The sequence below is a fragment of the Duganella sp. HH101 genome (assembly GCF_001758795.1).
GTDB classification, from domain to species: Bacteria; Pseudomonadota; Gammaproteobacteria; order Burkholderiales; family Burkholderiaceae_D; genus Rugamonas; species Rugamonas rivuli.
In genome coordinates this window covers 58,069-84,498 of the sequence record NZ_LRON01000013.1, presented here as the reverse complement: position 1 = coordinate 84,498, position 26,430 = coordinate 58,069, and the positions used below count along the sequence as shown (strand labels likewise).

Below are 26,430 nucleotides of genomic sequence, written 5' to 3'. Positions count from 1 at the left end.
GAGAGCTTTGAAAAACAAACTGACTACATTTGCCGCCGTCGCGCTGGCGGGCCTGGCGATGGGCGCCGCGCAGGCGGCCAATCCGCTGTTCACCAAACTGTTCACGGCCGATCCGTCGGCCTACGTGGAAAACGGCACCGTCTATCTGTACGTCGGCCATGACGAAGCCACGCCCAAGAGCCCGGACTATGTGCTGAACGAATGGCGCGTCTACACCAGCTGCGATATGAAGAACTGGACCGATCGCGGCTCGCCGGTGCAGGCCTCCACCTTCAAATGGGCGCGCGGCCACGCCTGGGCCGCCGACATCAGCAAGCGCGATGGCAAGTACTACTTCTATTCGACGGTCGACCACGCGACCATTCCCGGCCATGCCATCGGCGTCGCCGTCTCCGACAGCCCGACCGGCCCCTTCGTCGATGCGCGCGGCTCGGCGCTGGTGTCGAACGACATGACCCTGCAATCGCCGATCGCGTGGGACGACATCGATCCCGCCGTGTTCCAGGATGATGACGGCCAGGCCTATCTCTACTGGGGCAACACGGTGCTGAAGTACGCCAAGCTGAAACCGAACATGATCGAATTCGACGGCCCGATCCAGACCGTCGGCATGGACATGTTCACCGAGGCCTCCTACCTGCACAAGCATAACGGCACATACTATTTATCCTATTCCCGCAACTTCCCGGAAGAGACGGCGTACATGACCGGCCCGAGCGCGACCGGCCCATGGCGCTATCGCGGCGTGATCATGTCGAAGAACGCCAAGGTCAAGACCATCCACCAGGCCATCATCGACTTCAACGGCAAGTCCTACATCTTCTACCACAATGCCAAACTGCCGGGCGGCAGCGAGTACCGCCGTTCGGTCGCGGTGGAGGAGTTCCAGTACAACGCCGACGGCACCATCCCCTTCATCAGGCAGACCAAGGAAGGCCCTGCCGCCAATCCTTCCGCCGCATGCAAGTGATATCGCAACAGTCGGTATGCCACCAAGATCAATACCGATTGTGATATCATTTTTCTATGGAAACTAACCCGAACTGGTTCTTGCGCGCGCGTCTGAAGACGCGCCAGCTGCTGCTGCTGATCGCGCTCGACGAACAACGCAATATCCACCGTGCCTCGGAAGAGCTGCACATGACGCAGCCGGCCGCCTCCAAGCAGCTGAAGGACCTGGAGGAGATGCTGGGCGTGCAGCTGTTCGACCGCCTGCCGCGCGGCATGGAGCCGACCATCTACGGCGAGACGATGATACGCCACGCCCGCATGGCGCTGACCAGCCTCTCGCTGGCGCACGAGGACATCGTCGCCATCAAGGCCGGCCTGTCCGGGCAGGTGGATATCGGCACCATCATGACGCCGGGGATAGCGCTGCTGCCGCAGGCGATCACGCGCACCAAGGCGCAGGCGCCCAAGCTGCGCATCGGCGTGGAGATGGAGCAGTCCAACATCCTGCTGGAACAGTTGCAGCGCGGGCGTCTGGACTTCATGATCGGCCGCATCCCCGAGCGCCAGAGCGCGGAGGGCTTGAGCTACGAGGAGCTGGGCGACGAGCCGGCGTGCGCGGTGGTGCGGCCCGGCCATCCGCTGCTGAAGGTGCGCAACCTGTCGCTGCGCGACATCGCCAGCCAGCCGTGGATATTGCCGTCGCAAGGCAGCATCCTGCGCGCCCGCTGCGAGTTGATGTTCCGCCGCGCCGGTCTCGAAGTGCCGTCCAACGTGGTGGACACCACCGCCGTGCTGCTGATCAAACCGCTGCTGCAGCAGACGGACGCGCTCAACGTGATGCCGGTCGCTGTCGCCAAGTATTACGAATCGCAGAATGTGCTCAACATCCTGCCGATAGAGCTGCCGTGCCGCATGGACGGCTACGGCATCATCACGGTGGACGGCCACATCATGTCGCCCGGCGCCAGCTTGCTGCTGAAGATCGTGCGCGAAGTGGCGAAGGAGATGTACTAGGACTTGGGCGCCTGCGCCTGTCCGAAGCTGGCGAAGGCGTCCAGCAGCACCTTGGCGCGGAAGGGCTTGAGGATCACGCGGTTGACGTTGCGGGCACGCAGATCCTGCAGCAGTTCCGCTGTGGCGTGTTCCGCCATCACCGCGATGGGGATGTTGCTGTCGCTGGCGTACATGCCGTGGCGCATGCGGTCGAGCAAGGTCAGGTTGTACTCGCAGCCGGGCAGCGTGCCGCAGTCGATGGAAATCACCGCGCCCTGGAAACTGCGTTCGCGCAGCAGGCGTTCGGCCGCTTCCATGCTGGCCGCTTCATGGATGGTCCCCATGCCCAGCGAGCGCGCGGTCAGCGAGACCGTCCGGCGCAGCAGCGTTTGCTCTTCCACCAGCAGCATGTTCATGTTTTTGATCCCGCTCTCAGGCATGTGCCGCCTCCGCGGATCCGTTCAGTTCCTCCAGCAGCAGGTCGCGCAGCGTGGTCAGGATCGCCAGTTCGGTGGCGTCCAGCGTGCGCGGCTTGTGGTCGATGATGCACAGCGTGCCGATGGTGAACCCGGACGGCATGCGCAGCGGCGCTCCGGCGTAGAAAATCACATGAGGCTCGCCGGTGACGATGGGGTTGTCGGCAAAGCGCGCGTCGGCGCGGGCGTCGGGGATGACGAAGATATCGGGCTGCAGGATCGCGTGGCCGCAGAAGGAGATGTCGCGCGCGGTCTCGCAGATGTCCATGCCCACGTTGGCCTTGAACCACTGACGGTTCTCGTCGATCAGCGACAGCAGCGCGATCGGCATGTCGAATTCTTCGGCGGCGAACTGCACCACCTTGTCGTAACGCTGTTCCGGCGGCGTGTCCAGTATCAGCAGTTCGCGCAGCGCCGCCAGGCGTTCGGCATCGTTGTCGGGGATCGGGGCAGCTAGCATAGGCGTCACGGTCGCGAAGTCGGTGTGTGACGACTGTAGCACCGTTGCGGCGGCGACGGCGGAATTTATTGTTGACTCAGTCAACAATGTGTCGCAAAATCGGCGTATGAATTTTTGCCGGAGTGCGTATGCCCGTTCCTGTTCCCGTCGCCGATGACCGCGTTGCGGCGGTCCGTTCCTTCAACCGCTTCTTCACGCGCCAGATCGGCGTGCTGCGCGAAGGCCTGCTGCACAGCGAATACACGCTGACCGAGATGCGCGTGCTGTACGAACTGGCGCACCACGGCGACCAGCCGGCCGCAGTACTGGGCCGCGACCTGGGGCTGGACCGGGGTTATCTGAGCCGCATCCTGGCCAAGTTCGAGAGCGCCGGGCTGGTCTCCCGCGTGCCGTCCGCCACCGATGGCCGCACCAAGCTGCTGCACATGACGGCGCGCGGCCGCGCCGTCTACGAGCCGCTGGACCGCCGCTCGCGCGAGGAGGTCGGCGATCTGCTGGCTCGCTTCGGCGAGTCCGACCAGCTGCGCATGCTCGATGCGATGCGGACCATCCAGCAGCTGCTGGACGACAGCAGCGGCCTCAAATACGCCCAGCCTTTCGTGCTGCGCCCGCACCGCGCCGGCGACATGGCGTGGATCACCCGCCGCCACGGCGCGCTGTACACGTCGGAACAGGGTTGGGACGACAGCTTCGAAACCCTGGTCGGCGAGATCTGCGCCGACTTCGAGCGCCATTTCGATCCGGCGCTGGAGCAGTGCTGGATCGCCGAGATGGCGGGCCAGCCGGTGGGCTCGATCGCGCTGGCGCGCAGCGGCGAGCAGGGCGTGGGCAAGCTGCGGTTGCTGCTGGTGGACGAGCCGGCGCGCGGCTACGGCCTCGGTTCGCGGCTGGTGGACGAGTGCCACCGCTTCGCCCGCGCCGCCGGCTACCGCAAGATGCGCCTGTGGACCACCGACCAGCAGAAGGAAGCCCGCCAGATCTACCTCGGCAAGGGCTATGTGCTGGTGGCGGAAGAGCCGGTATTCGCATTCGGCCAACAGATGGTCAACGAAACCTGGGAGCTGGACCTCTGACCGCTTCGATATCATCAAGCACTTGATTGCCTGCGCAGGCGGTTCTCTGGCATTATTCGCAACATGGCAAGTTAATCTATCATGGGGAATCTATGCAAAAGAGCAGGCTGGCAGTGTGGTCCAAGCGTGTCGTAATCGGATTGGTGGTGTTGATTTTGCTCGCTGTCGCGGCGGCGTGGTTGCATTTGCGCGGCAGCCTTGCGCAACTGGACGGCACGCTGAAGACGGCCGGACTGGAAAGCGGCGCCACGGTGGCGCGCGACGAGCACGGCGTGCCCCTGATCAGCGGCGGCAGCCGGCTTGACGTCGCCTACGCCACCGGCTTCGTGCACGCGCAGGAGCGCTACTTCCAGATGGACCTGCTGCGCCGCGTCTCGGCCGGCGAACTGTCGGAGCTGTTCGGCGCCCGCGCGCTGCCGCTCGATAAGTCCCATCGCCTGCACCGCTTCCGCGCCCGCGCCGAGCTGGCGCTGAAATCCATGCCGGCGGCCGACCGCGCGCTGCTGGACCGCTACGTGGAAGGCGTCAACGCGGGCCTGGACAAACTCGGCGCCAAGCCCTTCGAATACACGCTGATCGGCACCCCGCCGCGCGCCTGGGCGCCGGCCGATTCGCTGCTGGTGATCTGGGCCATGTACTTCGACCTGCAGGGCAGCCAGGAGCCGCGCGAGCTGGCGCGCGGCTGGTTCCGCGACCACGCGAGCGAAGAACAGCGCGCCTTCCTGGCGCCGGAGTCGACGTTGTGGGATGCACCGCTCGACGCGCAATCGGTGGCGGCGGCGGACATCGCGCTTCCTTCCGCGCCGCCTGCATGGTGGGGCAAGCCCAAGGCGGACGGCAACGCCTCGCATACCGATCCGAAGGTGGCGGCGGCCGAATTGCTCAACACCGTGGGCAGCAACAACTGGGCCGTGGCGGGCGCGCGCAGCGACACCGGCGCCGCCATCGTGTCGGACGATATGCACCTCGGCATCCAGCTGCCGGCGATCTGGTACCGCGCCGCCTTGCAGTTCCCGGACGGCAAAGGCGGACAGCGGCGCGTGGTCGGCGTCACGCTGCCGGGTGCGCCGGTGGTGGTGGTCGGCAGCAACGGCCACGTGGCCTGGGGCTTCACCAACAGCTACGGCGATTACCTGGATTTGATCGCGCTCGACACCGATGCCGCCAAACCGGGCCAGGTGCGCACGCAGAGCGGTTGGGAGACCCCGGTGCTGCACGAGGAAACGATATTGATCAAAGGCGAGGCGGCCGCCAAACTGGCCGTGCGCGAGACCAGCCTTGGCCCGATACGCGAAGCGATGGGCCGCAGCTACGCCATCCACTGGGTTGCGCACACGGCGGTGGCGGTCAACCTCAACGCCAAGAACCTGGAGTTCGCCGACACGCTGGAGCAGGCGCTGGCGATCGCGCCCACCATGGGCATCCCGGCGCAGAATTTTGTCGGCGGCGACGACAAGGGCAATATCGGCTGGACCATCGCCGGTGCGCTGCCGCGCCGCGCGCCGGCCGGCGTGGCGGCCACCTATCCGCTGACGGCGGACGACCAGGCCGGCGTCTGGACCGGCTGGCTGAAGCCGGACGAATATCCGAAGGTCGTCAATCCGGCGGGCGGCCAGCTGGCCACCGCCAACAGCCGCCAGCTGGCCAACGCCGGCGCCGAGCTGCTGGGCGACGGCGGCTTCGACCTCGGCGCGCGCACGCACCAGGTGCGCGACGACCTGACCGCGCTGGGGCCGAAGACCGATGTGAAGAAAGTCTACGCCATCACGCTGGACGATCGCGCCGTGTTCCAGGCCGCGTGGCGCGAGCGCGCCATCGCCGCACTGGACGCCAAGGCGCTGGAAGGCCATCCGCAACGGGCCGAGGCCTTGAAGCTGCTCAAGGACAGCTGGACCGGCAAGGCCAGCGTGGATTCGGTGGGCTACCGCATTTCGCGCTCCTACATGTATGCGCTGTACGACATCCTGTTCGAGAGCGCCAACGAGGAAATGGCGAAGGTGGATTCCAAGGCCAGCATGGCGGCGGTGACGTCGCGCTGGCCGGTGGTGGTGGCGCGCATGCTGGACCAGCAGCCGGCCGGCTGGCTGCCGCCGCAGTACGCCAGCTGGCAGGCCTTGCAGCTGGCGGCGCTGGACCGCGTGGTCGTCGACCTGACCAGGGATGGCAAGCCGCTGGCGGCCGCCACCTGGGGCCGGCGCAATACGGCGGCCAGCGCGCATCCGTTTGCGGCCGTGGTGCCGGTGCTGGGCAAATACCTGAAGGTCGCGCCGGACATGCTGCCCGGCGACCAGCACATGCCGCGCGTGTCGGGGCCGGGATTCGGCCAGTCGGAACGCTTGACGGTGTCGCCGGGCCATGAGGAACAGGGCGTGTTCAACATGCCGGGCGGGCAAAGCGGCCATCCCTTGTCGCCGTACTTCCTCGATGGCCGCAACGACTGGGTTAGCGGGCGTGAGACACCGCTGCTGCCTGGTCCTGCGGTGCATACGCTGGCGTTTGTGAAGTAGCGCGACCGAGTCCGAACAGTGGGCGCAGCACGGCGACGCGGCGCACCGCTTCAAAGATGCCGAAGCTGAGGGCGAAGGTCAGCACGACCAGTACCCCGCCTTCGGTACCCGGCGCCATCTTCACCGGCTTGAGCCAGTGCGCCATGCAGACGATCAGCGTCTGGTGCAGGATGTAGACCGGGAACACGGCCTCCGTCAGGTAGCGGCGCTTGGCGCTGTCGAAGTTCAGGTGGCGGTGGCCGAAGCCGCAGATGGCGGCGATCGGCGCCCACTGGCCGACGCAGAAGATCAGGCGCAGCAGCGGTTTCAGTTGCGTGATGATCGGCAGATCGCCCATCGGCTCGGGCATGGTGTGCAGGCACACCATCGCGGCCCAGCTGAACAGCCACAATCCCAGGCTGGTCCAGCGCAGCTGGTCCACATTGGCCCAGAAGCCGCTTTGCAAAGCCAGCATCACGCCCAGGCCGAACAGGATGAGGTAGTGGGCGTGGTTGTACCAGTCGTTGACCAGCGCGTGGGTCTCGGGGAAGTACTCGACCAGCGCGTAGCGGGCCGCGTACAGCGCCAGCACCGGCAGCGCGATGATCTTCCAGCCGGTCAGGCGGCGGCCCAGCGCGTCGGACCACGACTTCAGGCGCGCGGCGCCGGCCAGTGCGGCCACGGCGCCGATCAGCAGCGTGTAGGCCCACAGGTAGACCACGAACCACAGGTGGTTCCAGGTCGGCAGGTCGAGGCAGCTGCCTTCCTTGCAGAAGCCGTGGTAGCCGCTGACATACAGGCGCATGAAGTCGGCGTAGCTGCCGGCGTAGTCGAGCTTTTCGATCACTTCAAAATACGACTGCGGCGGCACGATCACCAGCATGCCGAACACCAGCGGCACCAGCAGGCGCCAGCTGCGCTGTCTGAGCAGGGCGCCGACGCGGATTTTCTTCAGCATGAAGGCGGTGGCGACGCCGGAGATCATGAACAGCAGGCCGAGGCGCCACGGCGACGACAGCAGCATCAGCGGTTCGATGGCGGTGCTGGCGTAGGGACTCTTGACGTGCCAGCCCCAGCTCACATAGTACATGCCGGTGTGGTAGAAGATCAGGACGAAGAAGGCGAAGATGCGTATCCAGTCGAGGAAGTACAGGCGCTGATGGTCGTTTTGCTGCATGGCTGGCTCCTTGTTTTAATGGAGCCAGTCTAGATGCGCCCCATGGCCGGCGTAAAGCGCGATGGGGCGAAACGGGATGCTGGTGGGGCGGGCCGGTTGGCCACACTAGCTATTGGCCGGCGTAGGCCTTTTTCAGCCCGGCGAGGTCGATCTTTTTCATGCCCATCAGGGCCGCCATGACGCGGCCGGCTTTTTCGGCATCGGCGTCCTGCAGCATTGCCGGCAGCGCGGTCGGCACGATCTGCCACGACAGGCCGAACTTGTCGGCCAGCCAGCCGCACTGCCGCGCTTCCGGCGCGCCGCCTTCGGACAGGCGCTCCCAGAAATAATCGATCTCTTCCTGGCTTTCGCAGTTGACCACGAAGGAGATCGCCGGCGTGAACTGGAAGATCGGCCCGCCGTTCAGCAGCGTGAAGTCCTGGCCGTCCAGTTTCAGGGCGACGGTCATGGCGCTGCCTGGCGGCTGCCGGTGCTGTTCCTGGCCGGCCTCGGTATAGCGTATGACCTGGCAGATGCGGGAGTTGCGGAAAATGCCGACGTAATACTCGGCGGCCTCCTCGGCGCGGCCCGAGAACCACAGGAAGGGAGTGATCTTCTGGATGCTGTGCATGGTGGTCTCCTGATCTTGGTTGACGACGACGCCTGCTGTCCGGGCACAGGCTGGCCCTTGCTGAAAGAGGCTAGCAGGATGGCGGCTGTGCCGGCGCACGGCTAGCCGTCGCCTGCAGGCGGTCCATCACTTCGGCGCGGTACTGGCGCGAGCAGGGCACGCGGGCGCCGCTGCGCAGCACCAGTTCGCCGTCGCCCTTGTCGAGGTGCTGCACGCTGGCGACCCAGTCCAGCTGCACGGCGGCGCGGCGGTGGCAGCGCTGGAAGCGCGGACCGAGCTTGTCCACCAGGCCGGCCAGCGTCTGGCGCATCAGCGGCTGGCCGTCGTCGGTGTGCAGCACGACGTAGTTGTCGGCGGTTTCTATCCATTGGATCTGCTCGACCCGGACGATGCGGGTGCCGCCGCGTTCGGGGATCAGCAACTGGCGGATGGCGGGCAGCGCGGGCTGCGGAGCGGGTGGTGCGGAGATGGTTTCTTCGTGGAGGTTCAAGGGCATGGATGGAACGGTCAGGGCGGCTGCGCGCTGCTGCGCGAGACGTTCGCGCACGCGCTGGAGGGCGCGTTGCAGACGCTGCTGGTCGTAAGGTTTAAGCAGGTAATCGATGGCGTTGGCGTCGAAGGCGCGGATCGCGTATTCGTCGTAGGCGGTGACGAACACCACCAGCGGCGCCGGCGCCGGCAGCGAGGCGGCGACGTCCAGGCCGGTGATCTCGGGCATCTGGATGTCGAGCAGCAGCAGGTCGGGCGCGAAGCCTGGCAGGCGCTCCAGCGCGTCGACGCCGTCGCGGGCTTCGTCGATGGCGGTGATGTCGGCCTCCTGTTCCAGCAGGCGGCGCATCTTGTCGCGCGCGGGGCGCTCGTCGTCGACGATCAGGACGCGCATGGCAATCGCATTTCTGCCCGCACACCGGCGGGCGATAGTTGGATCAGGTCGAAGGAAGCGCCGGCGCCATACAGCGCCGCCAGCCGTTCGCGCAGGTTGCGCACGCCGATGCCGCTGCCGGCTGTGGGGCCGGGCGTGGCGCTGTTTGCCAGCGTGCCGCCGTCATCCTCCAGCCGCAGCAGCATGGCGTCCTGGTCGCGGCTGACCGAGATGGTGATGGCGGTGGCCTGGCGGCGGCGTTCGACGGTGTGCTTGAAGATATTCTCCAGCAGTGGCTGCATGCTCATCACCGGTACCTGGCAGTCGAGCAGGGCGTCGTCGATGTGCCAGTCGATGCGCACGCGGTCGGAGAAGCGTTCGCTCATCAGGGCCGCATAGCCGCGCAGCAGGCGCAGCTCCATCTCCAGCGTCACCTGGTGCTGCTCGCTGACATCCAGCGTCGCCCGCAGCACGTCGGCCAGCTGGATCAGCATCGCGTCGGCGCGCGCCACGTCGCTGTGCATCAGCGAGGAGATGGTGTTGAGTGCATTGAACAGGAAGTGCGGCTGCATCTGCTGGGTGAGCCGCAGCAGCTGCGCCTCGCGCAGCGAGTTGTTCATGCGCTCCACGCGCAGCTTCTCGGCCTGCATGGCGTGGTAGGACAGCACGCCGAAGGTGATGGCGGTGAAGGTGCTGAAGAATACCGTGATCTTGATGTCTTCGTAGAGGAAGGTCTCGGGCCATGGCGTGTGGGTGTAGGTCTGGCCGGCCATGGCGTAGACCGCGTGGCGGATGCCGAAGGCTAGCGGCACGAACGTCGCCCAATACACCGGCAGGCATAACAGCTGCAATCCGAACCAGCGCAGCGGCTGCGCCACCAGGGCGTCGTACTTGCTGGTGAAGTAGCGCTGCGCCAGCAGCAGCAACGTGGCCGTCACCGAGGACGAGGTCTCCCACAGGATCGGCTTCCAGATGTCGTGATTCCCGTCATGCAGGTAGTCCTGCACGGCGGTGATGTTCATCAGCAGCCAGAACAGAACCCAGGCAATGGCGAGCGCGATGCGTGAGCGTTTTTTGAACATGGTCCAGATGATTACCGATTATTGTCAATACGTCAATGATCCGAGTAGGCTAGCGGTAGCGCGCTTCCATCAAGTCGATCTCGCGCACCAGCTTGCGCGAAATCTCGTCGGAGATGCGGTCGTGCCGCGCCAGGTCGTAGATGGTGGTGCGCTCGGCGTCCAGCGCCGCCAGCCGCAGCTCCTTCTCGGCGTGGTCGGTCTTGCGCCAGGCCGCGTCGTTCTCGGGATCGACTTCCTTGAGTTTATGCTCGTAGAAGGCGATCACCCGCGCCGCCGCCTGCGGATACGCCTCCGGATCGATGCACGATTCGGCCTCCATCAGCACCACCTGCGTGTGCTCGATGGCGACGATGGCGGCGTTGGCCGCCGCGCGCCGCGCCTGGTCTTCTTCGCGCTGCTCTTCCGGCTCGGGCGGGAAGGTCATGCCCGCCAGCAGGCGCGGCAGGCCCAGGCTGGCGACCAGCAGCGACACCAGGATCACCGAGCAGGCCAGGAAGATGGTCAGCGAGCGCGCAGGGAAGGGCGAGCCGTCCGGCAGCGCCAGCGGCAGCGTCAGCACGCCGGCCAGCGTGATGGCGCCGCGCGCGCCGGCCAGCGTGGTCGCCAGCAGCAGGCGCGGATTGATCTTCATGCGCGGCTGGTGGCGTATCTTCTGTTTGAAAATCGTCAGCCGCAGCGAAGCCCATACCCACAGCATGCGCAGCATCAGCAGGCCGACGTTGATGGCCACCGCATACACCGCCAGCCACCAAGGATTCAGGTGCCCGCTCTCTTCGATGGTGGCGCTGGCGCCGCGGAAGATGTCGGGCAGCTGCTCGCCCAGCAGCACGAACATGATGCCGTTCAGCGCGAACTGCACCGTGTCCCACACTGCCGAACGCTGGATACGGGTGTTGGCCAGCGCGTGGCCGCTCAGCTCCACGTAGCTCATGGTGATGCCGGCGGCCACCGCCGCCAGGATGCCGGATGCATGCATGCGCTCGGCCACCAGATAAGCGCCGAACGGCAGCAGCAGGTTGACCAGGATGGGCGAGCCGACCGGTTCGCCGAAACGATAGGTCAGCCAGCGCTGCGCCCACGTCACCAGCATCGTCACGCCGACGCCGGCGCCTATGCCGGCCACCACCAGCCAGACGAAGGTGAGGCCGGCGGTGCTGACGGAGAATGCGCCGGTCATCGCGGCGGCCACGGCGAAGCGGAAGCACACCAGGCCGGAAGCGTCGTTCAGCAGCGATTCGCCTTCCAGGATGTGCATCAGCCGTTTCGGAATCGGCGTGGTGGCGGCGATGGAGCTGACGGCGATCGGATCGGTCGGCGAGATGATGGCCGCCAGCGCGAAGGCCACCGGCAGCGGCATGGCCGGGATCAGCCAGTGGATCAGCAGGCCGGCGCCCAGCACGGTGAACACCACCAGGCCCAGGGCCAGCTCCAGGATGGTGCCCTTGTCGCGCAGCAGGCCGCTCTTGGGGATGCGCCAGCCGTCCAGGAACAGCAGCGGCGGCAGGAAGACGAGGAAGAACAGGTCCGGCTCCAGGTCCACGCCGCGCGTGGACTTGGCGGCGATCAGCGCACCGAGCGCGATCTGCACCAGCGGCAGCGGCACCGCGCGCGGCAGCAGGCGGGTGAGGTAGGCGCTGGCCACCACCGCCAGCAGCATCACCAGCACGACTTCGATTGAATCCATTCCCGTTCCTTATTATCGATACGATACGCATTGCAAAACGCTACCAAGCTTACACCATCGATGGTTTTCTAAAAAGTTGAGTCAGGGCACTAGTAAAGTTGAAATCTTTCTGTCATAATTTCGTCTTCTGCGGGAGTAGCTCAGTTGGTAGAGCGCAACCTTGCCAAGGTTGAGGTCGAGAGTTCGAGACTCTTCTCCCGCTCCAGAATTCAGTAGCATATTAAAAGGAAGCCCGAGGGCTTCCTTTTTTACGTCCGTCGCTGCGCCAACCGTTGTATATCGTGCTGCAAATCAATATCTCTTCTTTCAAAATGTGACGAGGGCAGTTGCAAACGTTATACTTCTTACGGAGCTAACACCGACGGAGACGAAATCTATGAAATCAGTTCAACAGGAAGTTGATGAGCGCAGTAACCTGACCAACTCCAATAAATTCGAACTGCTACTGTTCCGCCTTGGCGCCGACGCCAACGGTGAACATTCCGAGTTGTTCGGTATTAACGTCTTCAAAATCCGCGAAATCGTCGCGATGCCGGAAGTGACCGCAGTGGCCGGATCCCCGCCACATATGCTGGGCGTCGTCAATCTGCGCGGACAAATCATCACGGTGCTGGATTTGCCAGGCATCGTCGGTGTGACCCCAAAAACCGGTCTGAATATCATGTTGGTGACGGAGTTCGCCCGCACCACCCAAGCCTTCGCCGTGGAATCGGTGGATGAAATCGTGCGCCTGGACTGGAGCCAGGTGCTGACCGCCGAAGGCACCGCCGGCGGCAAAGTCACCAGTATCGCCCGCGTCGACGGCGACGTGCAGAACACCCGCCTGGCCCAGGTGCTGGACGTGGAAACCATCCTGCGCGAGCTGGTGCCGTCCGAAGGCAAGGACGTCGATCCTGAAACCATCGGCCCGAAAGTCATCCTCAAGCCGGGCGCGGTCATCCTGGCGGCGGACGACTCCGTGGTCGCGCGCAACCTGATCGAGAAGGGCCTGGAAGCGATGGGGGCACACTTCATCATGACCAAGTCCGGCAAGGAAGCGTGGGATCGCCTGCAGCACATTTCCGACGGCGCCAAGGCCGAAGGCGTGCCGATCACCGACCGCGTCGCCATGATCCTGACCGACCTGGAAATGCCGGAGATGGACGGCTTCACGCTGACCCGCCTGGTCAAGCAGGATGCGCGCTTCTCCAAGATTCCTGTCGTGATCCATTCCTCGTTGTCGGGCAAGACCAACGAAGATCACGTCAAGGGCGTGGGCGCCGATGCCTACGTGGCCAAGTTCTCGGCCGAGGATCTGGCGGGCACCATCCGTACCGTGCTGGGCAAGGCCGGCGTGTAAGCACGACCAGCCAAACAAGGGTAGTATCGAAGGGCCGCGACGACAACGTCGCGGCCCTTTTTTTGTTTTCATTTCTCGAAAGGATATACCGTGGCAGCTAAGAAAATTCTGTTTCTGACGGGCGACTTTGCAGAGGATTACGAAACCATGGTGCCGTTCCAGGCGCTGCAGATGGTGGGCCACACGGTGCACGCGGTGTGCCCCGACAAGCGTGCCGGCGAGACCATCAAGACCGCCATTCATGATTTCGAAGGCGACCAGACTTACACGGAAAAACCGGGCCACCTGTTCGCGCTGAACGCCAGCTTCGACGATGTCGACGTGGCCAAGTACGACGCGCTGATGATCGCCGGCGGCCGCGCGCCGGAATACCTGCGGCTCAATCCGCGCGTGATTGAAATCGTGCAGCAGTTCGCCGCCGCGTCGAAACCGATCGCCGCCGTTTGCCACGGCGCGCAGTTGTTGGCGGCGGCCGACGTCATTCGCGGCAAGACCATCTCGGCTTATCCGGCCTGCTCGCCGGAGGTCAAGCTGGCCGGCGCGAACTACGCCGACATTCCCGTCGACCAGGCTGTCACCGACGGCAACTTCGTCACCGCGCCCGCATGGCCCGCGCACCCTGCGTGGCTGGGCCAGTTCCTGCAGCGCCTGGGCACGGAAATCAAGCTCTAGATCAAGTTCGGGCGCCGGCTACAGCGCCGCCAGGCAGCGCGCGTGGAAGCGGATGTGGTCTTCCATGAAGGTGCTGATGAAGTAGTAGCCGTGGTCGTAGCGCGCGTGCCGCCGCAGTTCCAGCGGCTGCGCGGCGCTGCGGCAGGCCGCTTCGAATACCTCGGGATACAGCTGCTCGGCCAGGAATTTATCGCCCAGTCCCTGGTCGATCAGGATGCCGGCCGGGAACGGCGTGTGCGAGCGCGCCATCAGCAGGCTGGCGTCGTGCTCTTCCCAGCTGCTGCTGTCGTCGCCGAGGTAGCCGCTGAAGGCCTTCTTACCCCAAGGGCACATCGACGGCGCCGCGATGGGCGCGAAGGCGGACACGGAACGGAACACGTCCGGCCGCTTCAGCGCCATCGTCAGCGCGCCGTGGCCGCCCATCGAGTGGCCGAAGATGCCGATGCGTTCGGCGTCCACCGGCAGTTCCTGCACCACCAGCTCGCGCAGTTCGTGGATGTAGCTGTACATGCGGTAGTGCTTGGCCCAGGGTTCTTGCGTTGCATCGAGATAGAAGCCGGCGCCGACGCCGAAATCCCAGCTGTCCGCTTCGCCTGCGATGTTGGCGCCGCGCGGGCTGGTGTCCGGCGCGATCAGCATCAGGCCCGCTTCGGCGGCGGCGCGCTGGGCGCCGGCCTTGGTCATGAAAGTCTCTTCATTGCAAGTGAGTCCGGCGAGGTAGAACAGCGCCGGCACGTGGCCGTCGGCGGCCTGCACCGGGATGAAAACGGAAAAGCGCATCGGCAGGCCGATCTCGCGTGCATCGTGGCGGTAGAAGCGCTGTACGCCGCCGTAGCAGGCATGTTCACTGATTAATTCAAGCATGTTGATCCTATATGTTCCTTAGCGCACGGTGAGAATTGCCGTAATTGTTCAGAATTGTACAAGTATCTTTAAAAAGGAGAAGTACATGCCGGATATTCAGGTCATCATGACCGAACTAGGCTGGCCTTTGGCAATTGCATTGGCCTGGCTGTCGGGAGAACTCATGCACCGCTGGACCCGTTTGCCGCGCATCAGCGTCTACGGTCTGGTAGGATTTTTGATGGCGCAGGCCCTGCCGGCCGCGCTGAGCAGTGGCGCATCGAGCAATGTGACCATGTTGGCCAACCTGGCCTTCGGACTGATACTGTTTGAATTTGGTTATCGCATCAACCTGAACTGGTTGCGCATCAATCCCTGGATCGCCGTCAGCGGCCTGGCCGAATCGGCCGCCACCTTCGGCGTCGTCTATCTGATTTCCCATCTGACCGGCATGCCGTCGCTGACCTCGCTGTTGCTGGCCTCGCTGGCTATGTCGACTTCGCCGGCCGGCGTGCTACGCGTGATCAACGAGGAAGACAGCTCGGGCCAAGTGACCGAGCGCGTGCTGCATCTGGTTGCCATCAACTGCGTGCTGGCGGTGTTCGTGTTCAAGGTGGTGGTCGGCTTCTGGGTGTTCCAGACTTCCGGCAGCCTGACGCAGGCGATATCGCACAGCCTGATCGAGTTGCTGGTATCGGCCGCCATGGGCGCCGTGCTGGGCTTCATCGTGCCGGCCGTGCTGAGGCGCCTGGGCGCGATCGGGCAGGACGGCACCATCGCCTTTGCGCTGGGCGTGATCCTGCTGGTGGCGATGGCGCGTGCCTTCGACGTGTCGCCTGTGCTGGCGACGCTGACCTTCGGCCTGGCCGCACGCCACAGCCGCGTGGCCTTCAGCCGCACCGAGCGCAACTTCGGCGGCATCGGCGAACTGCTGACGGTGCTGCTGTTCGTGTTCGCCGTGTCCACGCTGGAATGGGAGCGCGTGGTGGCCGGACTGGGCCTGGGCGTGGTGCTGCTGCTGGCGCGCTTCGTGGTTAAGGCCGCCGCCGTCGCCGCGTTCTCGCACGCCGGCGGCATCTCGTGGCGCAAGGGGCTGCTGACCGGGATCGCGCTGTCGCCGATGTCGGTGTTCGTCACGCTGCTGCTGGAGCAGACCAAATACATGGGTATCGTGCTGGTCGACGAACTGGCCGCGCTGGCGGCGATGACGCTGTTGTTGGAAGTGGTGGGCCCCATCGTCACCCAGCGGGCGCTGATCTGGGCCAACGAAACCCCGGCTAAAGAGGAGCACTAACATGCCATTGGAACCATTCAAATCATCGCAGCCGCTCACCATGGGCGTGGAGCTGGAGCTGCAACTGGTCAGCCTGTCGGACTTCGACCTGACCGCCTCCAGCCCGGACCTGCTGCACCTGTTGAGCCGCAAGCCTTTCCCCGGCAACGTCACGCCGGAGATCACCGAGAGCATGATCGAGATTAACAGCGACGTGCACACCAACCACAGCGAGCTGGTGTCGCAGTTGCAGGTGATACGCGACACGCTGGTGCAGGCCGGCGAGCAGCTCAATATCGGCATCTGCGGCGGCGGCACGCACCCGTTCCAGAAGTGGTCGGACCGGCGCATCTTTGCCAAGCCGCGCTTCAAGGAAGTGTCGGAGCTGTACGGCTATCTGGCTAAACAGTTTACGATTTTCGGCCAGCACGTGCATATCGGCTGCGCCTCCGGCGACGATGCGCTGTTCCTGCTGCATTCGTTGAGCCGCTACGTGCCGCACTTTATCGCGCTATCGTCCTCGTCGCCGTATGTGCAGGGGAATGACACGCTGTTCAACTCGGCGCGCTTGAATTCCGTGTTCGCTTTCCCGATGAGCGGGCGGGCGCCGTTCATGCAGCGCTGGTCGACGTTCGAGCACGAGTACTTCTCGAAGATGGAGCACACCGGCGTCATCAAGAGCATGAAGGACTTCTACTGGGATATCCGGCCGAAGCCGGAGTTCGGCACCATCGAACTGCGCGTGTGCGACACGCCGCTGACGGTGGAGCGGGCGGCGGCGCTGGCCGTGTATCTGCAGGCGCTGTGCCGCTACCTGCTGGAGCGGCGCGAAGAGGCGCCGGCCGAGGATGACTACCTGGTCTACAACTACAACCGCTTCCAGGCCTGCCGCTTCGGGCTGGACGGCACGCTGGTGCATCCGAAGACGTATGAGAGCCTGTCGCTGCGTGAAGACATCCTGACCACGCTGCGCAAGATGGAGCCGCACGGCGCCGCGCTGGGCGGCACGGCGGGCTTGCAGCATTTGATGCAGGTCACGCACGAGGGCAGCGACGCCCACTACCTGCGCCAGCAGTTCGACCGCAGCGGCAGCGCCGAAGGCATGGTGGACGCGGCGATCCAGCGTTTCCGGGGGCTGTGATCAGCGGGCGGTGATCGCCTTGTTGAGGCGGTTGATGACATCGTCCGGCACGGCCTTGCTGCACATGATGTGGCGTTCGGGGCCGTGGGGCATGTCCTTGAAGTGCAGCAGGCGCAGCTCGCGGGTTTGCTCGCCGGGATGGTGGGCCATGATGTAATGGCCTTCATCTTCGGAGACGAACATCATGTCCACCACGCCCTTGGCGATCGACTGCACCATCTTGCCGGAGGCGGCGGTGGAGATCGCCAGGCTGGCCCGGCGCGGCGCCAGCAGCTTGTCCAGCTCAGTGCCGTAGGAATAGTTATCCTTGACCAGGATGCGGGTTTCCGGCCGCTGCAACAACGCGCGCAGCGTGGTATCGCCGCGCGCCGCCAGGGCCGCGTTGGCCAGCACCATCCAATCCTTGTCGCGATAGATCGGCTTGGTGAACTTGGCGAAGCCATCCCGCTCCGCCGTCCAGAACCAGCCGACTGCGCAGTTCAGTGCGCTGGCGTCGTGAATCATGATCAGCTGGCGGTTGGTCGGCACGTTGTGCCAGACCACAGGAATGCCGGCGATCTTGAAGGCCTTGGCGGTGGGCGTGCCGGTCAGGCCGCTGGGGGCGCCGTCCGGCATCGGAATCATGTAGGGCGGACGTTCGCTATAAGCGACATTGATAGCGTTTTCAGCGGCGCAGCCCAAGGGCAGCATCAGGCAGCTGACAGCGATCATGGTGGCGCTACGCGTACCCGTCATGGGAGGCCTCATCGGTGTAAGCCATGAGTTTACACCCGGCAAGCATCTGCGGCCAGCAATTTTGCGGCGGCCTAGAACCGTGTCTCGCGCGCGACGCGCAGGAAATTGTCGAGGATGGCGGTGCAGTCCAGCAATTCGACGCCGCCGGCCTGATGGAATTCCGGATGCCACTGCAGGCCCATCACAAAAGGCGCCTTGCGGTAGCGGATGGCCTCGACCATATTGTCCGGCACGGACAAGGCTTCCACCGCCATATCGCGCCCCAGCGTCTTGACGGCCTGGTGGTGGATGGAGTTGACCAGGCCGGCGCTCTTGCCCTTGAACAGCTTGGACAGCGAGGAACCCGCCGGGAAGCTGACCTCGTGGCGGTTGCGGTCGTAGTCGTCGTTGACGTGGGCCAGCGAATCGGGCACGTCGGAGGCGATGTCCTGGTACAGCGTGCCGCCGAAAGCCACGTTGATCAACTGGCAGCCACGGCAGATGCCCAGCACCGGCTTGCCGGCCTCGACGAACTCGTGCAGCAGCTCCAGCTCGTACATATCGCGCGCGCGGTCGCCGCCCCATTCAGGGCGGGTTGGCGTTTCCGAATAGCTTTGCGGCGACACATCGGCGCCGCCTTGCAACACCAGGCCGTCCAGATGCTTGGCATAGTCGCGCAGGCGGATGTTGGATGGGTGCAGCAGGCCGTCGGTGTTGACGGTGGGGATCATGAACACCAGCACATCGCGCGACATCACCCATTGCGCGATGGATTCCTCCAGGTATTGCAGGTTTTTGCTGCGCAGGCCGGTGGCGCCAGGCTCGGGGTGGAAGATGCGGGCCGATACGCCGATGTGCAGCGGCCGTTGAATGATGTGGCGCGTGGCGGCGGCGGCGATGCGCCGGTAGCGCGCCATCAGCACGCGGCCCCACAGGGTGAAAACGGTGTCGCCCGGGTCCAGGTAGCGCGGCGTGCCGACATCCTGGCGCGGCGCGCGGCGGTCCTGGTCGGTGCTGCGCCGGTGTTGCGCCGGTTGTGCTTGATCCTTGTCTTCCGGTCCCGCGCTCATGCCATCCTCGTTGACTATCTACAGGCGTCCAGTGTGCCACATGCCAGCGCCATCAGTCGCCCGCTACGATGCCGGGTTGAGTTCGCGGACCAGCGCCTCGGCGAAGGCCGACACCAGCGGCTCGGCCTGCCGCCGGCTGGCCAGGCCCACCTTGGTCAACAGGCCGCCGCCCGACAGCGGAATGAAGCGCACGCCGGCCGGCGCCATCAGGCGCATGCACTCGGGCACGATGGCGATGCCGAGGTTGGCTTCGATCAGGCTCAGTTGCGAGGACTTGCGCGACAGCACCCGCGCCTGCTTGGGGAAGAAGCCGTGGTCCAGGCACAGATTGGCCACCAGATAGCTCAGGCCGCCCCGGCTCTTGTGCGGGATAGAGATGAAGGCTTCGTCGCGCAGGTCGGCCAGTTCGATATTGTCCAGTGCCGCCAGCGGCGAGTGCTGCGACACCGCCACCACCAGCCGCTCCGTGGCCAGCTCGCGCACCTGGATGTGCGGATACTTGCGCAAGGTCGGCATGCGGATCAGGCCGATGTCGGCGCGGCCTTCCTCGATGTCCATGGTCTGGTCTTCCGACGGCGCCATCGAGATTTCCAGCGTCACACCGGGGAACTCCGTCAGCAGGCGGCGCAGCGCGCCGGTCAGCGCCGGCGTCAGGATCACCGAGCTGGAATGCTGCAGGCGGATCAGACCTTGCGCGCCCAGGCCGACCTGGCGGGCTTGCACCACCGTGTGGTCGATGTCGTCGAGGATGCGCTTGCTGCGTTCGAAGAACAGCTGGCCGGCCGGCGTCAGCTCGATGTGGCGCGAATCGCGCGTGAGCAGCTGGGTTTGCAGCTCGTCCTCCAGCTCCTTGATCTGCCGGCTCAGCGCCGACTGCGCGATGTACAGCTTCTCCGCCGCGCGCGAGTAGCTGCCGGCCTCCACGATCTCTACAAAATATTTAAACTGTTTAAGTGAAATCACCGTTATGCCGTTTCGAGATAGATGGCCGCCGTATTTGATATTGGCTTGATCAGCGCGGCGCCGTTACAGTGAAGCGTCTCTTCACCCTTTACGGAAATCGCCATGTTGGTACTTATCGGAATAATTGGCGTGGTCGTGAGTATTGCATTAAAAGTAATATGCGTCCAGATCGGCTGCGGCAGCAGTGTCGACGATAAAGAGGATTAAGCCCCTATAATCGGGGATGTTAAAAAAATACCTGACTCTCGCCGGCAAGCTATGCGCCGCGTTCGTGGTGCTGTGCCTGTCGCTGTGGGGCGTCGGTGCGTTGTGGTTCCAGGCCGCGCCTGCGCTGGCGGTGGTCTGGGGGGCTGCCAGCATGGTAGCGCTGGTGCTGTGGTGGTGGCGCAGGAGTGCGCGCGTGCTGCTGCCTTGGCTGGCTGCCGTCGTGTTGATGATGGGGTGGTGGAGCACCATCAAGCCCAGTCATGAGCGCGTATGGGCTGACGACGTGGCGCACATGGTCACGGGGCGGGTGCAGGGCAGCGTGGTCACGCTGGACCAGGTGCGCAACTTCGACTGGCGCAGCGATACCGACTACACGCAGCGCTGGGAGCAGCGGCAGTATGATCTGAGCCAGTTGCAGTCGGTCGATGTGGCGCTGTCGTACTGGATGGGGCCGGCCATCGCGCATACGCTGGTGTCGTTCGGATTTGCCGACGGGCGCTATCTGACGTTCTCCATCGAGATCCGTAAGGAGCGTGGCGAGAGCTTCGACGCCATCGCCGGTTTCTTCAAGCGCTTCGAGACTGTGCTGATCGCCGCCGATGAGCGCGATATCCTGCGCGTGCGCACCAACGTGCGTGGAGAGGACATGTATCTGTACCGGCTGAAGATGCCGCCGGAGGTGATGCGCTCGCTGTTTCTGTCCTATCTGGACGAGGGCGCACTGCTCAAGCGCGAGCCGCGCTTCTACAACACGCTGATCGCCAACTGCACCACCATCGTCTTCGAAATGGCGCGGCGCATCGATCCCGGCTTGCCGCTGGATTGGCGGCTGCTGGCGTCGGGCTATCTCGACCGCTACCTGTTCGATATCGGCGCGCTGGCCGGGCAGGGAGGCTTCGACTCGCTGCGGCAACAAGCCCACATCACCGGCAAGGCGCGGGTGGCTGGCAGCGCCAAAGATTTCTCACATCGTGTTCGGTACTGATATTTGAGGCTAGCCGAGTAAGTATGTGCAGAGATATTCGGTTACTAATCCCCTATCTGAATACCGAGACTCCTCCAAAATGTTGAGTGGACGTATGCAACGGAGTTGGGCTTGACCGAGCCGGGACTAGGTCCATCGTTACTATGAAACGACCAAAATGTTTTGCTGGTTGCATCAGGCTTAATTCCAACAAGCCCCACTTGATAAAATACATCGAATAGTATTTGAAGGAAAGAGTGGAGCGTCCCTTTGTTGTTTAGAATGAAATCACTGGCCGCTTGTATCACTATATCATTTGAATCAAGATCAAAACTGAAATCATTATAAAAAATTGATTCAATTGACTCTTTTGAAATGGACGATAGCTTGAACTTCCAAGGTTTTTTTTCCAGTATTTTTATATATTTTCCGATGCTTGGGTAGGTTGCACCCCACTCCTCTTGTAATGAGATGAGTCGTTTTTTGGAATATTCTCCCTCGGAGTTTGAGATAATTTGTGCTGTGACTGTGTTTTTATTTTCAGCATTTTCCAGACAGGCGTTAACAAAAAGAATGGCATCGCGGGGGCGTAGAAAAGTTCTTTCAAAGAGATAATCAAGGAAAGAAGTTCTGCCGATTTTTGTCGGGAATAATTCTTTTAATTTTACCGGGCGAGTTGTATATTGCGATCTGACCAACTTTCCTATTCGCTTATCTAACAAATCCTCCAGTTGCTGATGTGACCATTTCAATTTTAAATATAGAGATTCATATTTTTCTTCTTGAAATCCAGCATCTCGAGTTGCATTTATTACTCTATTTAGAAGATCTAGTCTAATGGAGACTATTACTTTTACAGATTTAATTTTTTGAAATGATTTTACTGTTTCTATCAAGGCTCTGATTAACTTATACCTCAACTTTTCTTCCACCCAATGCTCGTCCAGGCCATCTATTGTTATAAAGTAAAGTTGCTGTGAGTCATTGAATATATCATCAGATAGTAGCCGAATTACATCGGCCAAAGCTTTAATTTGTATTTCATTAACAACTCTTCTTCCATGCTGTATCACTTCTTGCTTTTGCTCCTCCGTGAGTTTTTTTCCTCCTGATGCATCCATTTTTACACCAGAAAATCCTGCTCCAAATGATCCTTTAAGTTCTGACTCAACCTTTGTTGTAAGTTCTTTAACCCGATATTCTGTTTCATCCCAGAATTTCTCTCCCCATTCGCGCAAATAATTTATTGCCTGCTCTTTGGACTTATCACGATTTATCGTGTCAAATAAATTATTTAAAAAATTCCGCTTTTGTTCTTCTGTATTAATGTTGAACTTGTACTTCAGTAACTCGACGGTTAAAACGTGCTTCCATAAAAGTTGATAAAACAAATCTAGATTTACTCCTGCTGTCTCAAAGAAATTTAGTATTTCAGAGTTTGCGATGTACCCCAACGATAAATTCTGAGGGGGAACCTCAATAACATTATCCTCCAGTTCGCCTAGTCTTCTTATCAATGCACTTTTCCCTGAGCCCGTTCGACCGACAATAATTCTTTTTGGGCTATTCGAGTTGCGTAAAGCTTCCAAATCGCCAGTTTCCACGAAGCAATCTGATATGTAATTATCATCGGACTCAGCATCAGCTGTTCCTACTGAATCATTTCTACGAAAACGGAATGTGATGCCGACATTTCGGTCTGCCATAGTGCTAGCCTTGGATTTTAATTAATATTATTAAAATAAAAATATTTTCGCCGCAATAAAAATTCAAAATAACATTTCTTAAAAAATTATACTGCCATCAACGAGGAGTAAAAGCAATATATTTTTCCAACATGGAATATCTGCGGGGAAATAGTTCTATTGGTTTCTTAACTAATATAACTATGGAAAAGACTTTTAATTGCGAGCAGGAGGTATGTTAAACGTGGCTTTTGAACTACATTGATAAAATGTTGCAACGGTGGCAACTGTTCCTGCGACACTTGCTAAGTGCGGTATGATTGGCAGCTCCGCTATAGAGTCGCGCTTGAGCGCTTGCAAATTGGCAATTTAAATTGCAATAGTGTCTCCGTCTGAATGAGTAGCGCGCACAGAGGTGAGCACAGCTTGGTTAACGGGAGAAATAACGCGCGTGTAGTTGTTTCATACTGACTTCCGCAATGGGCTGGGATAGTGTCACGCGACCGTTCTGTAGCAGGTAGACATGATCCGCCACCGCAACCGCGCGCTCGGTATTTTGTTCGACCAGCACGATGGTGCGGCCGCCGGCCTTGAGCCGTTCCAGTATCTCGAACAGTTCGTTGACAATCAACGGCGCCAGGCCCAGCGAGGGTTCGTCGATAATCAGCAGGCGCGGATCGGACATCAGGCCGCGCGCCATCGCCAGCATTTGCGCCTCGCCGCCGGACAACGAGCCGGCCAGCTGCGTGCGTCGTTCGCGCAGGCGTGGGAACATCTCGTAGGCTTCTTCCAATCGCCGCTTCACATGCTGCCGGTGCGATTTGTGGAACGCGCCCATGATCAGGTTCTCTTCCACGCTCATGTCGCGGAAAACCATGCGGCCTTCGGGGATCATGGCGATGCCGTGGTCCGCCATTTCCCATGTCGGCGTTCCGTTCAGGCGCTCCCCGTTCAAGCGGATCTCGCCAGCCGTCACAGGCACCAGTCCCATGATCGCGCGCAGCAGCGTGGTCTTGCCTGCGCCGTTCGGGCCGATGATGGTCGTGAGCTGGCCGGCCTCGGCGCGCAATGACACGTCCCACAACACGTTGATCGCTCCATAGCCTGCGCGTACCTGATCCAGTTCAAGCATGCGCCGCTCCGGTGTAGCTTCGAATAACTTCCGGATCGTTGAACACCGCATCCGGCGTGCCGTCCGCGATCAACTGGCCGAAGTTGAGCACCACCACCCGCTGGCACAACGAATTGATAGTCTCGATATCATGCTCGATGATGACGATGCCCACGCCGAAGCGCTCATGCATCTCCTTCAGCATGCCCATGAAGCGCCGCTTGCCGCTGGTCTCCAGGCCTGCCAGCACTTCGTCCAGCAACAGCAGCTTGGGCGTGGTGGCCAGCGCTTTCGCCACCTCCAGCGCCTTCAACTCGGTCAACGCCAGTTCGGTCGCGGCATCGCGATGCACCTTGTCGGCCAGGCTGGTGAACTCCAATATCTCATCGATCTTGTCTTCATCGATCCTGCCGGTGCCGAAGCGCTGCGCCACCACCAGGTTCTCGCGCACCGTCAGCTCGTGCATGGGCTGCGGGATCTGGAAGGTGCGGCCTATGCCCAGCCGCGCGCGCCGGTAGATCGGCGTGCGGATCACGTCCTGGCGGTCGAAGCGTATCGTGCCGCCGGTCGGCCGCACCAGGCCGGAGATGGCGTTGAACAGCGTGGTTTTGCCCGCGCCGTTGGGGCCGACCAGGCCGACCACGTCGTGCGTGCCGACCGCCAGGGTGACGGCGTTGACCGCCGTCAGGCCGCCAAAGCGGACCGAGAGATTGTTCAGCTCAAGCATGGTCTTTCCTCCGCAGCAGGGCGAGCAGGCCGGTGGGACTGAAGATGATCATCGCTACCAGCAGCCCGCCGAGCACCAGTTGATGCCCGGTCGGGATCAGCGTCTTGAACACCAGCTGGTCCAGCAGGTAGACCACCAGCGCGCCGACCACCGGCCCGGCGATGGTGCGGTAGCCGCCGAAGATGGCGGCGACGATGGGCAGCGTCACCCACAGGCCGTTGAAGGCGTAGTCCGGTTCGAGGAAGTTGATGTAGTGGGCGTTGAACGCGCCCGCCACGCCGGCCATGAAGGCGGACACCATCAGCATCAGCCCTTTGAGCAAGGTGCTGTTGACGCCGACCACGCGGGTGGCGTCTTCGCTGTCGTGCATGGCGCGCAGGGCGGTGCCGTAGTGGCTGGCGCGGATGGCGCGGTAGGCCAGCGCGAACGCCAGCACGATGGTCAGTATCGTCAGGTAGGCGCCGGTCTTGCCGCTCATGTCGTAGCCGAGGATGGTCGGCAGGCCGGGGATGTTGGCGATACCGCCGGAACCGCCGGTGAGCGAGGTCCATTCGGTGGCCAGGATGCGGAAGATGTGGGCGTAGGCCAGGATGGCCAGCGCGAAGTAGGGGCCGCGCAGCCGCAGCACCGGCAGCATCACCACGGAGGCCAGCAGCGCGCCGATGCCGCCCAGCGCGATCCCTGCCAGCACCGGCACGCCCAGTTTGACGGTGACGATGGCCGATACGTAGGCGCCCACGCCAAAGAAGGCGCTGTGGCCGAAGCTGACCATGCCGCCCAGGTTGCCCAGCAGCGCCCAGGACAGGGCGACGCAGCCGATCACCATGGCGGCGACGATCAGGCTCATGATGTAGTTGTCGGCGCCGAGCAGAGTGGGGACTAGCAGGTAGGCGGCAGCGGTCAGCGCGCCGTAGATCAGGCGAGTGCTACCCCGCAACCCGGATGCCGGGGTCTGACCCCGTACGGGGTCAGACCCCTTTCTGGTTTTCGGGGTCATCCGCGCCTCCGGGCCGCGCCCATCAGGCCATTCGGCATCACGAACAGCACCAGCAGGAACAAGGTCATGCCTGCCAATTCCTGCAAGGCCGAACTGGCCAGCGTGACGGTCAGCGCTTCGGCCACGCCCAGCAGCACGGCGCCTATCAGCACGCCGGGGATCGATCCTACGCCCGCCAGCACGGTGATGATGAAGGCCTTGACCGTCAGCGCGCCGCCATATGCGGGCTGGATCACGCCGTAGCTGTACAGCGCCACGCCTGCAAATCCGGCCAGCATGCCGGCCACGATGAACGACACCAGCTCCGTGCGGCCCGGCGCGATGCCCATCAATTTGGCGGCGTCGCGGTTGCTGGACACCGCCCGCAGCGCGCGCCCGTACCAGCTGCGCGACAACCACCACCACAAGCCGCCCATCAACAGCAGGCTGACCACGAAGAAGATCAATTCGCTGCGCATGCTGTACAGCGGCCCCACCACGAACGCTTCCTGCAGCCAGCTGGAACTGGTCGAGCGCACATCGGCCTTCCAGATCAGCAGTATCAGGTTGGTCAGGATCACGCCGATGCCGAAGGTGAGTATCAGCGAGTTGATCTCGCGGTCCTGCTTGATGCGGCCGACCAGCCAGTACACGCCGGCCGACGTCGCGCTGACCACGACCAGCGCTATCGGTATCGCCCACGCCGGATTGAGCCCCAGCCCCGATTCCACCGAGTAGGCGATGTAGGCCGCCAGCAGCACCAGCTCTCCGTGGGCCAGGTTAATCACGCGCATGGTGCCGAACACCAGCGCCAGGCCCAGTGCGATCAGCGCGTAGGAGCCGCCCTGCAACAGGCCGGAATACAGCGCCTGGAGTATCAGTTCCGTCACG

General features: G+C 62.6%; 25 protein-coding genes and 1 tRNA gene. 10 read left to right on the top strand and 16 right to left on the bottom strand.

Translation table 11 applies throughout. The features are described 5' to 3' along the window. The first annotated feature begins 7 nt into the window (after positions 1 to 7). A complete protein-coding gene (locus DUGA2_RS20370) occupies positions 8 to 970 on the top strand; it encodes a glycoside hydrolase family 43 protein (protein WP_070271311.1) in 963 nt (320 codons plus the stop codon). Between the two features lie 56 nt (positions 971 to 1,026). After that, positions 1,027 to 1,965 carry a LysR family transcriptional regulator gene (locus tag DUGA2_RS20365; protein WP_008449692.1) on the top strand — a complete coding sequence of 313 codons (939 nt, stop codon included), beginning with the start codon at positions 1,027 to 1,029 and terminating at the stop codon, positions 1,963 to 1,965. Here DUGA2_RS20365 and DUGA2_RS20360 read toward each other — a convergent pair. Both DUGA2_RS20360 and DUGA2_RS20355 read right to left on the bottom strand, forming a co-directional pair. Then, entirely contained in the window at positions 1,962 to 2,360 is a 399-nt protein-coding gene (locus DUGA2_RS20360) for a response regulator (RefSeq protein WP_229214735.1), read from the bottom strand. The two genes, DUGA2_RS20365 and DUGA2_RS20360, sit on opposite strands and share 4 nt — an antisense overlap. Positions 2,361 to 2,376: 16 nt before the next feature. Beyond that, entirely contained in the window at positions 2,377 to 2,880 is a 504-nt protein-coding gene (locus tag DUGA2_RS20355) for a GAF domain-containing protein (protein ID WP_070271309.1), read from the bottom strand. A gap of 128 nt (positions 2,881 to 3,008) precedes the next feature. On the opposite strand from DUGA2_RS20355, the gene DUGA2_RS20350 reads away from it, so the two are divergent. Continuing rightward, on the top strand, positions 3,009 to 3,953 hold the full coding sequence (locus DUGA2_RS20350; RefSeq protein ID WP_070271308.1) for a bifunctional helix-turn-helix transcriptional regulator/GNAT family N-acetyltransferase: 945 nt from the start codon (positions 3,009 to 3,011) through the stop codon (positions 3,951 to 3,953). A gap of 92 nt (positions 3,954 to 4,045) precedes the next feature. Then, a complete protein-coding gene (locus DUGA2_RS20345) occupies positions 4,046 to 6,460 on the top strand; it encodes a penicillin acylase family protein (RefSeq protein WP_070271307.1) in 2,415 nt (804 codons plus the stop codon). Here the strand turns inward: DUGA2_RS20345 and DUGA2_RS20340 are convergent. The 5 genes from DUGA2_RS20340 to DUGA2_RS20320 form a co-directional block, all read right to left on the bottom strand. Continuing rightward, on the bottom strand, positions 6,396 to 7,616 hold the full coding sequence (locus tag DUGA2_RS20340) for an acyltransferase family protein (protein ID WP_070271306.1): 1,221 nt from the start codon (positions 7,614 to 7,616) through the stop codon (positions 6,396 to 6,398). The two genes, DUGA2_RS20345 and DUGA2_RS20340, sit on opposite strands and share 65 nt — an antisense overlap. A 109-nt stretch (positions 7,617 to 7,725) precedes the next feature. Further along, on the bottom strand, positions 7,726 to 8,226 hold the full coding sequence (locus DUGA2_RS20335) for a VOC family protein (RefSeq protein ID WP_070271305.1): 501 nt from the start codon (positions 8,224 to 8,226) through the stop codon (positions 7,726 to 7,728). 70 nt (positions 8,227 to 8,296) lie between these two features. Continuing rightward, positions 8,297 to 9,109, bottom strand: coding sequence for a LytTR family DNA-binding domain-containing protein (locus DUGA2_RS20330; RefSeq protein WP_070271304.1), 813 nt, complete (start codon positions 9,107 to 9,109; stop codon positions 8,297 to 8,299). After that, a complete protein-coding gene (locus tag DUGA2_RS20325; protein WP_070271303.1) occupies positions 9,097 to 10,170 on the bottom strand; it encodes a sensor histidine kinase in 1,074 nt (357 codons plus the stop codon). The genes DUGA2_RS20330 and DUGA2_RS20325 overlap by 13 nt, the downstream gene beginning before the upstream one ends. 49 nt (positions 10,171 to 10,219) lie before the next feature. Further along, positions 10,220 to 11,854: a Na+/H+ antiporter gene (locus tag DUGA2_RS20320; RefSeq protein WP_070271302.1), complete on the bottom strand. Its 1,635-nt coding sequence runs from the start codon at positions 11,852 to 11,854 to the stop codon at positions 10,220 to 10,222. A 129-nt stretch (positions 11,855 to 11,983) separates the two neighbouring features. Between DUGA2_RS20320 and DUGA2_RS20315 the strand changes: the two genes are divergently transcribed. The 3 genes from DUGA2_RS20315 to DUGA2_RS20305 all read left to right on the top strand — a co-directional run bounded on the left by DUGA2_RS20315 (position 11,984) and on the right by DUGA2_RS20305 (position 13,865). Further along, positions 11,984 to 12,059: transfer RNA gene (locus DUGA2_RS20315), tRNA-Gly, on the top strand. A 171-nt stretch (positions 12,060 to 12,230) separates the two neighbouring features. Further along, positions 12,231 to 13,193, top strand: coding sequence for a chemotaxis protein (locus DUGA2_RS20310; RefSeq protein ID WP_008449653.1), 963 nt, complete (start codon positions 12,231 to 12,233; stop codon positions 13,191 to 13,193). 90 nt (positions 13,194 to 13,283) lie between these two features. Then, on the top strand, positions 13,284 to 13,865 hold the full coding sequence (locus tag DUGA2_RS20305) for a DJ-1/PfpI family protein (RefSeq protein WP_070271301.1): 582 nt from the start codon (positions 13,284 to 13,286) through the stop codon (positions 13,863 to 13,865). Positions 13,866 to 13,883: 18 nt separating this feature from the next. On the opposite strand, the gene fghA is transcribed toward DUGA2_RS20305, so the two are convergent. Continuing rightward, positions 13,884 to 14,729: an S-formylglutathione hydrolase gene (gene fghA, locus DUGA2_RS20300; protein WP_070271300.1), complete on the bottom strand. Its 846-nt coding sequence runs from the start codon at positions 14,727 to 14,729 to the stop codon at positions 13,884 to 13,886. A gap of 85 nt (positions 14,730 to 14,814) precedes the next feature. Here fghA and DUGA2_RS20295 point away from each other — a divergent pair, with 85 nt between their 5' ends. Beyond that, positions 14,815 to 16,002, top strand: coding sequence for a cation:proton antiporter (locus DUGA2_RS20295; protein ID WP_070271299.1), 1,188 nt, complete (start codon positions 14,815 to 14,817; stop codon positions 16,000 to 16,002). A gap of 1 nt (position 16,003) precedes the next feature. Further along, the gene (locus DUGA2_RS20290) at positions 16,004 to 17,122 is read left to right on the top strand and encodes a YbdK family carboxylate-amine ligase (RefSeq protein ID WP_070271298.1); all 1,119 of its coding nucleotides are present in this window, start codon (positions 16,004 to 16,006) and stop codon (positions 17,120 to 17,122) included. Here DUGA2_RS20290 and DUGA2_RS20285 read toward each other — a convergent pair whose 3' ends face one another. The 3 genes from DUGA2_RS20285 to DUGA2_RS20275 all read right to left on the bottom strand — a co-directional run bounded on the left by DUGA2_RS20285 (position 17,123) and on the right by DUGA2_RS20275 (position 19,869). Then, entirely contained in the window at positions 17,123 to 17,857 is a 735-nt protein-coding gene (locus DUGA2_RS20285; protein ID WP_070271297.1) for a transporter substrate-binding domain-containing protein, read from the bottom strand. Positions 17,858 to 17,928: 71 nt separating this feature from the next. Beyond that, the gene (locus tag DUGA2_RS20280) at positions 17,929 to 18,906 is read right to left on the bottom strand and encodes a gamma-glutamyl-gamma-aminobutyrate hydrolase family protein (RefSeq protein WP_070271296.1); all 978 of its coding nucleotides are present in this window, start codon (positions 18,904 to 18,906) and stop codon (positions 17,929 to 17,931) included. A gap of 63 nt (positions 18,907 to 18,969) precedes the next feature. Beyond that, complete coding sequence (locus DUGA2_RS20275) at positions 18,970 to 19,869, bottom strand: LysR family transcriptional regulator (protein WP_070271295.1); 900 nt, start codon at positions 19,867 to 19,869, stop codon at positions 18,970 to 18,972. A gap of 223 nt (positions 19,870 to 20,092) precedes the next feature. Here DUGA2_RS20275 and DUGA2_RS20270 point away from each other — a divergent pair, with 223 nt between their 5' ends. After that, a complete protein-coding gene (locus DUGA2_RS20270) occupies positions 20,093 to 21,061 on the top strand; it encodes a DUF4105 domain-containing protein (RefSeq protein ID WP_070271294.1) in 969 nt (322 codons plus the stop codon). A gap of 44 nt (positions 21,062 to 21,105) precedes the next feature. Here DUGA2_RS20270 and DUGA2_RS32850 read toward each other — a convergent pair whose 3' ends face one another. The 5 genes from DUGA2_RS32850 to DUGA2_RS20250 form a co-directional block, all read right to left on the bottom strand. Next, positions 21,106 to 22,746, bottom strand: a complete 1,641-nt coding sequence (locus tag DUGA2_RS32850; RefSeq protein WP_071658955.1) for a P-loop ATPase, Sll1717 family — start codon at positions 22,744 to 22,746, stop codon at positions 21,106 to 21,108. 409 nt (positions 22,747 to 23,155) lie between these two features. Continuing rightward, positions 23,156 to 23,857 carry an ABC transporter ATP-binding protein gene (locus tag DUGA2_RS20265; RefSeq protein ID WP_070271293.1) on the bottom strand — a complete coding sequence of 234 codons (702 nt, stop codon included), beginning with the start codon at positions 23,855 to 23,857 and terminating at the stop codon, positions 23,156 to 23,158. Continuing rightward, entirely contained in the window at positions 23,850 to 24,563 is a 714-nt protein-coding gene (locus DUGA2_RS20260) for an ABC transporter ATP-binding protein (RefSeq protein WP_070271292.1), read from the bottom strand. Before DUGA2_RS20260 ends, DUGA2_RS20265 begins: the two co-directional genes overlap by 8 nt. Then, positions 24,556 to 25,560 (bottom strand): branched-chain amino acid ABC transporter permease, encoded by a 1,005-nt coding sequence (locus DUGA2_RS20255; protein WP_083296387.1) that lies wholly within the window; start codon positions 25,558 to 25,560, stop codon positions 24,556 to 24,558. The genes DUGA2_RS20260 and DUGA2_RS20255 overlap by 8 nt, the downstream gene beginning before the upstream one ends. Then, entirely contained in the window at positions 25,557 to 26,429 is an 873-nt protein-coding gene (locus DUGA2_RS20250) for a branched-chain amino acid ABC transporter permease (RefSeq protein ID WP_070271290.1), read from the bottom strand. The genes DUGA2_RS20255 and DUGA2_RS20250 overlap by 4 nt, the downstream gene beginning before the upstream one ends. Position 26,430: the final 1 nt, after the last annotated feature.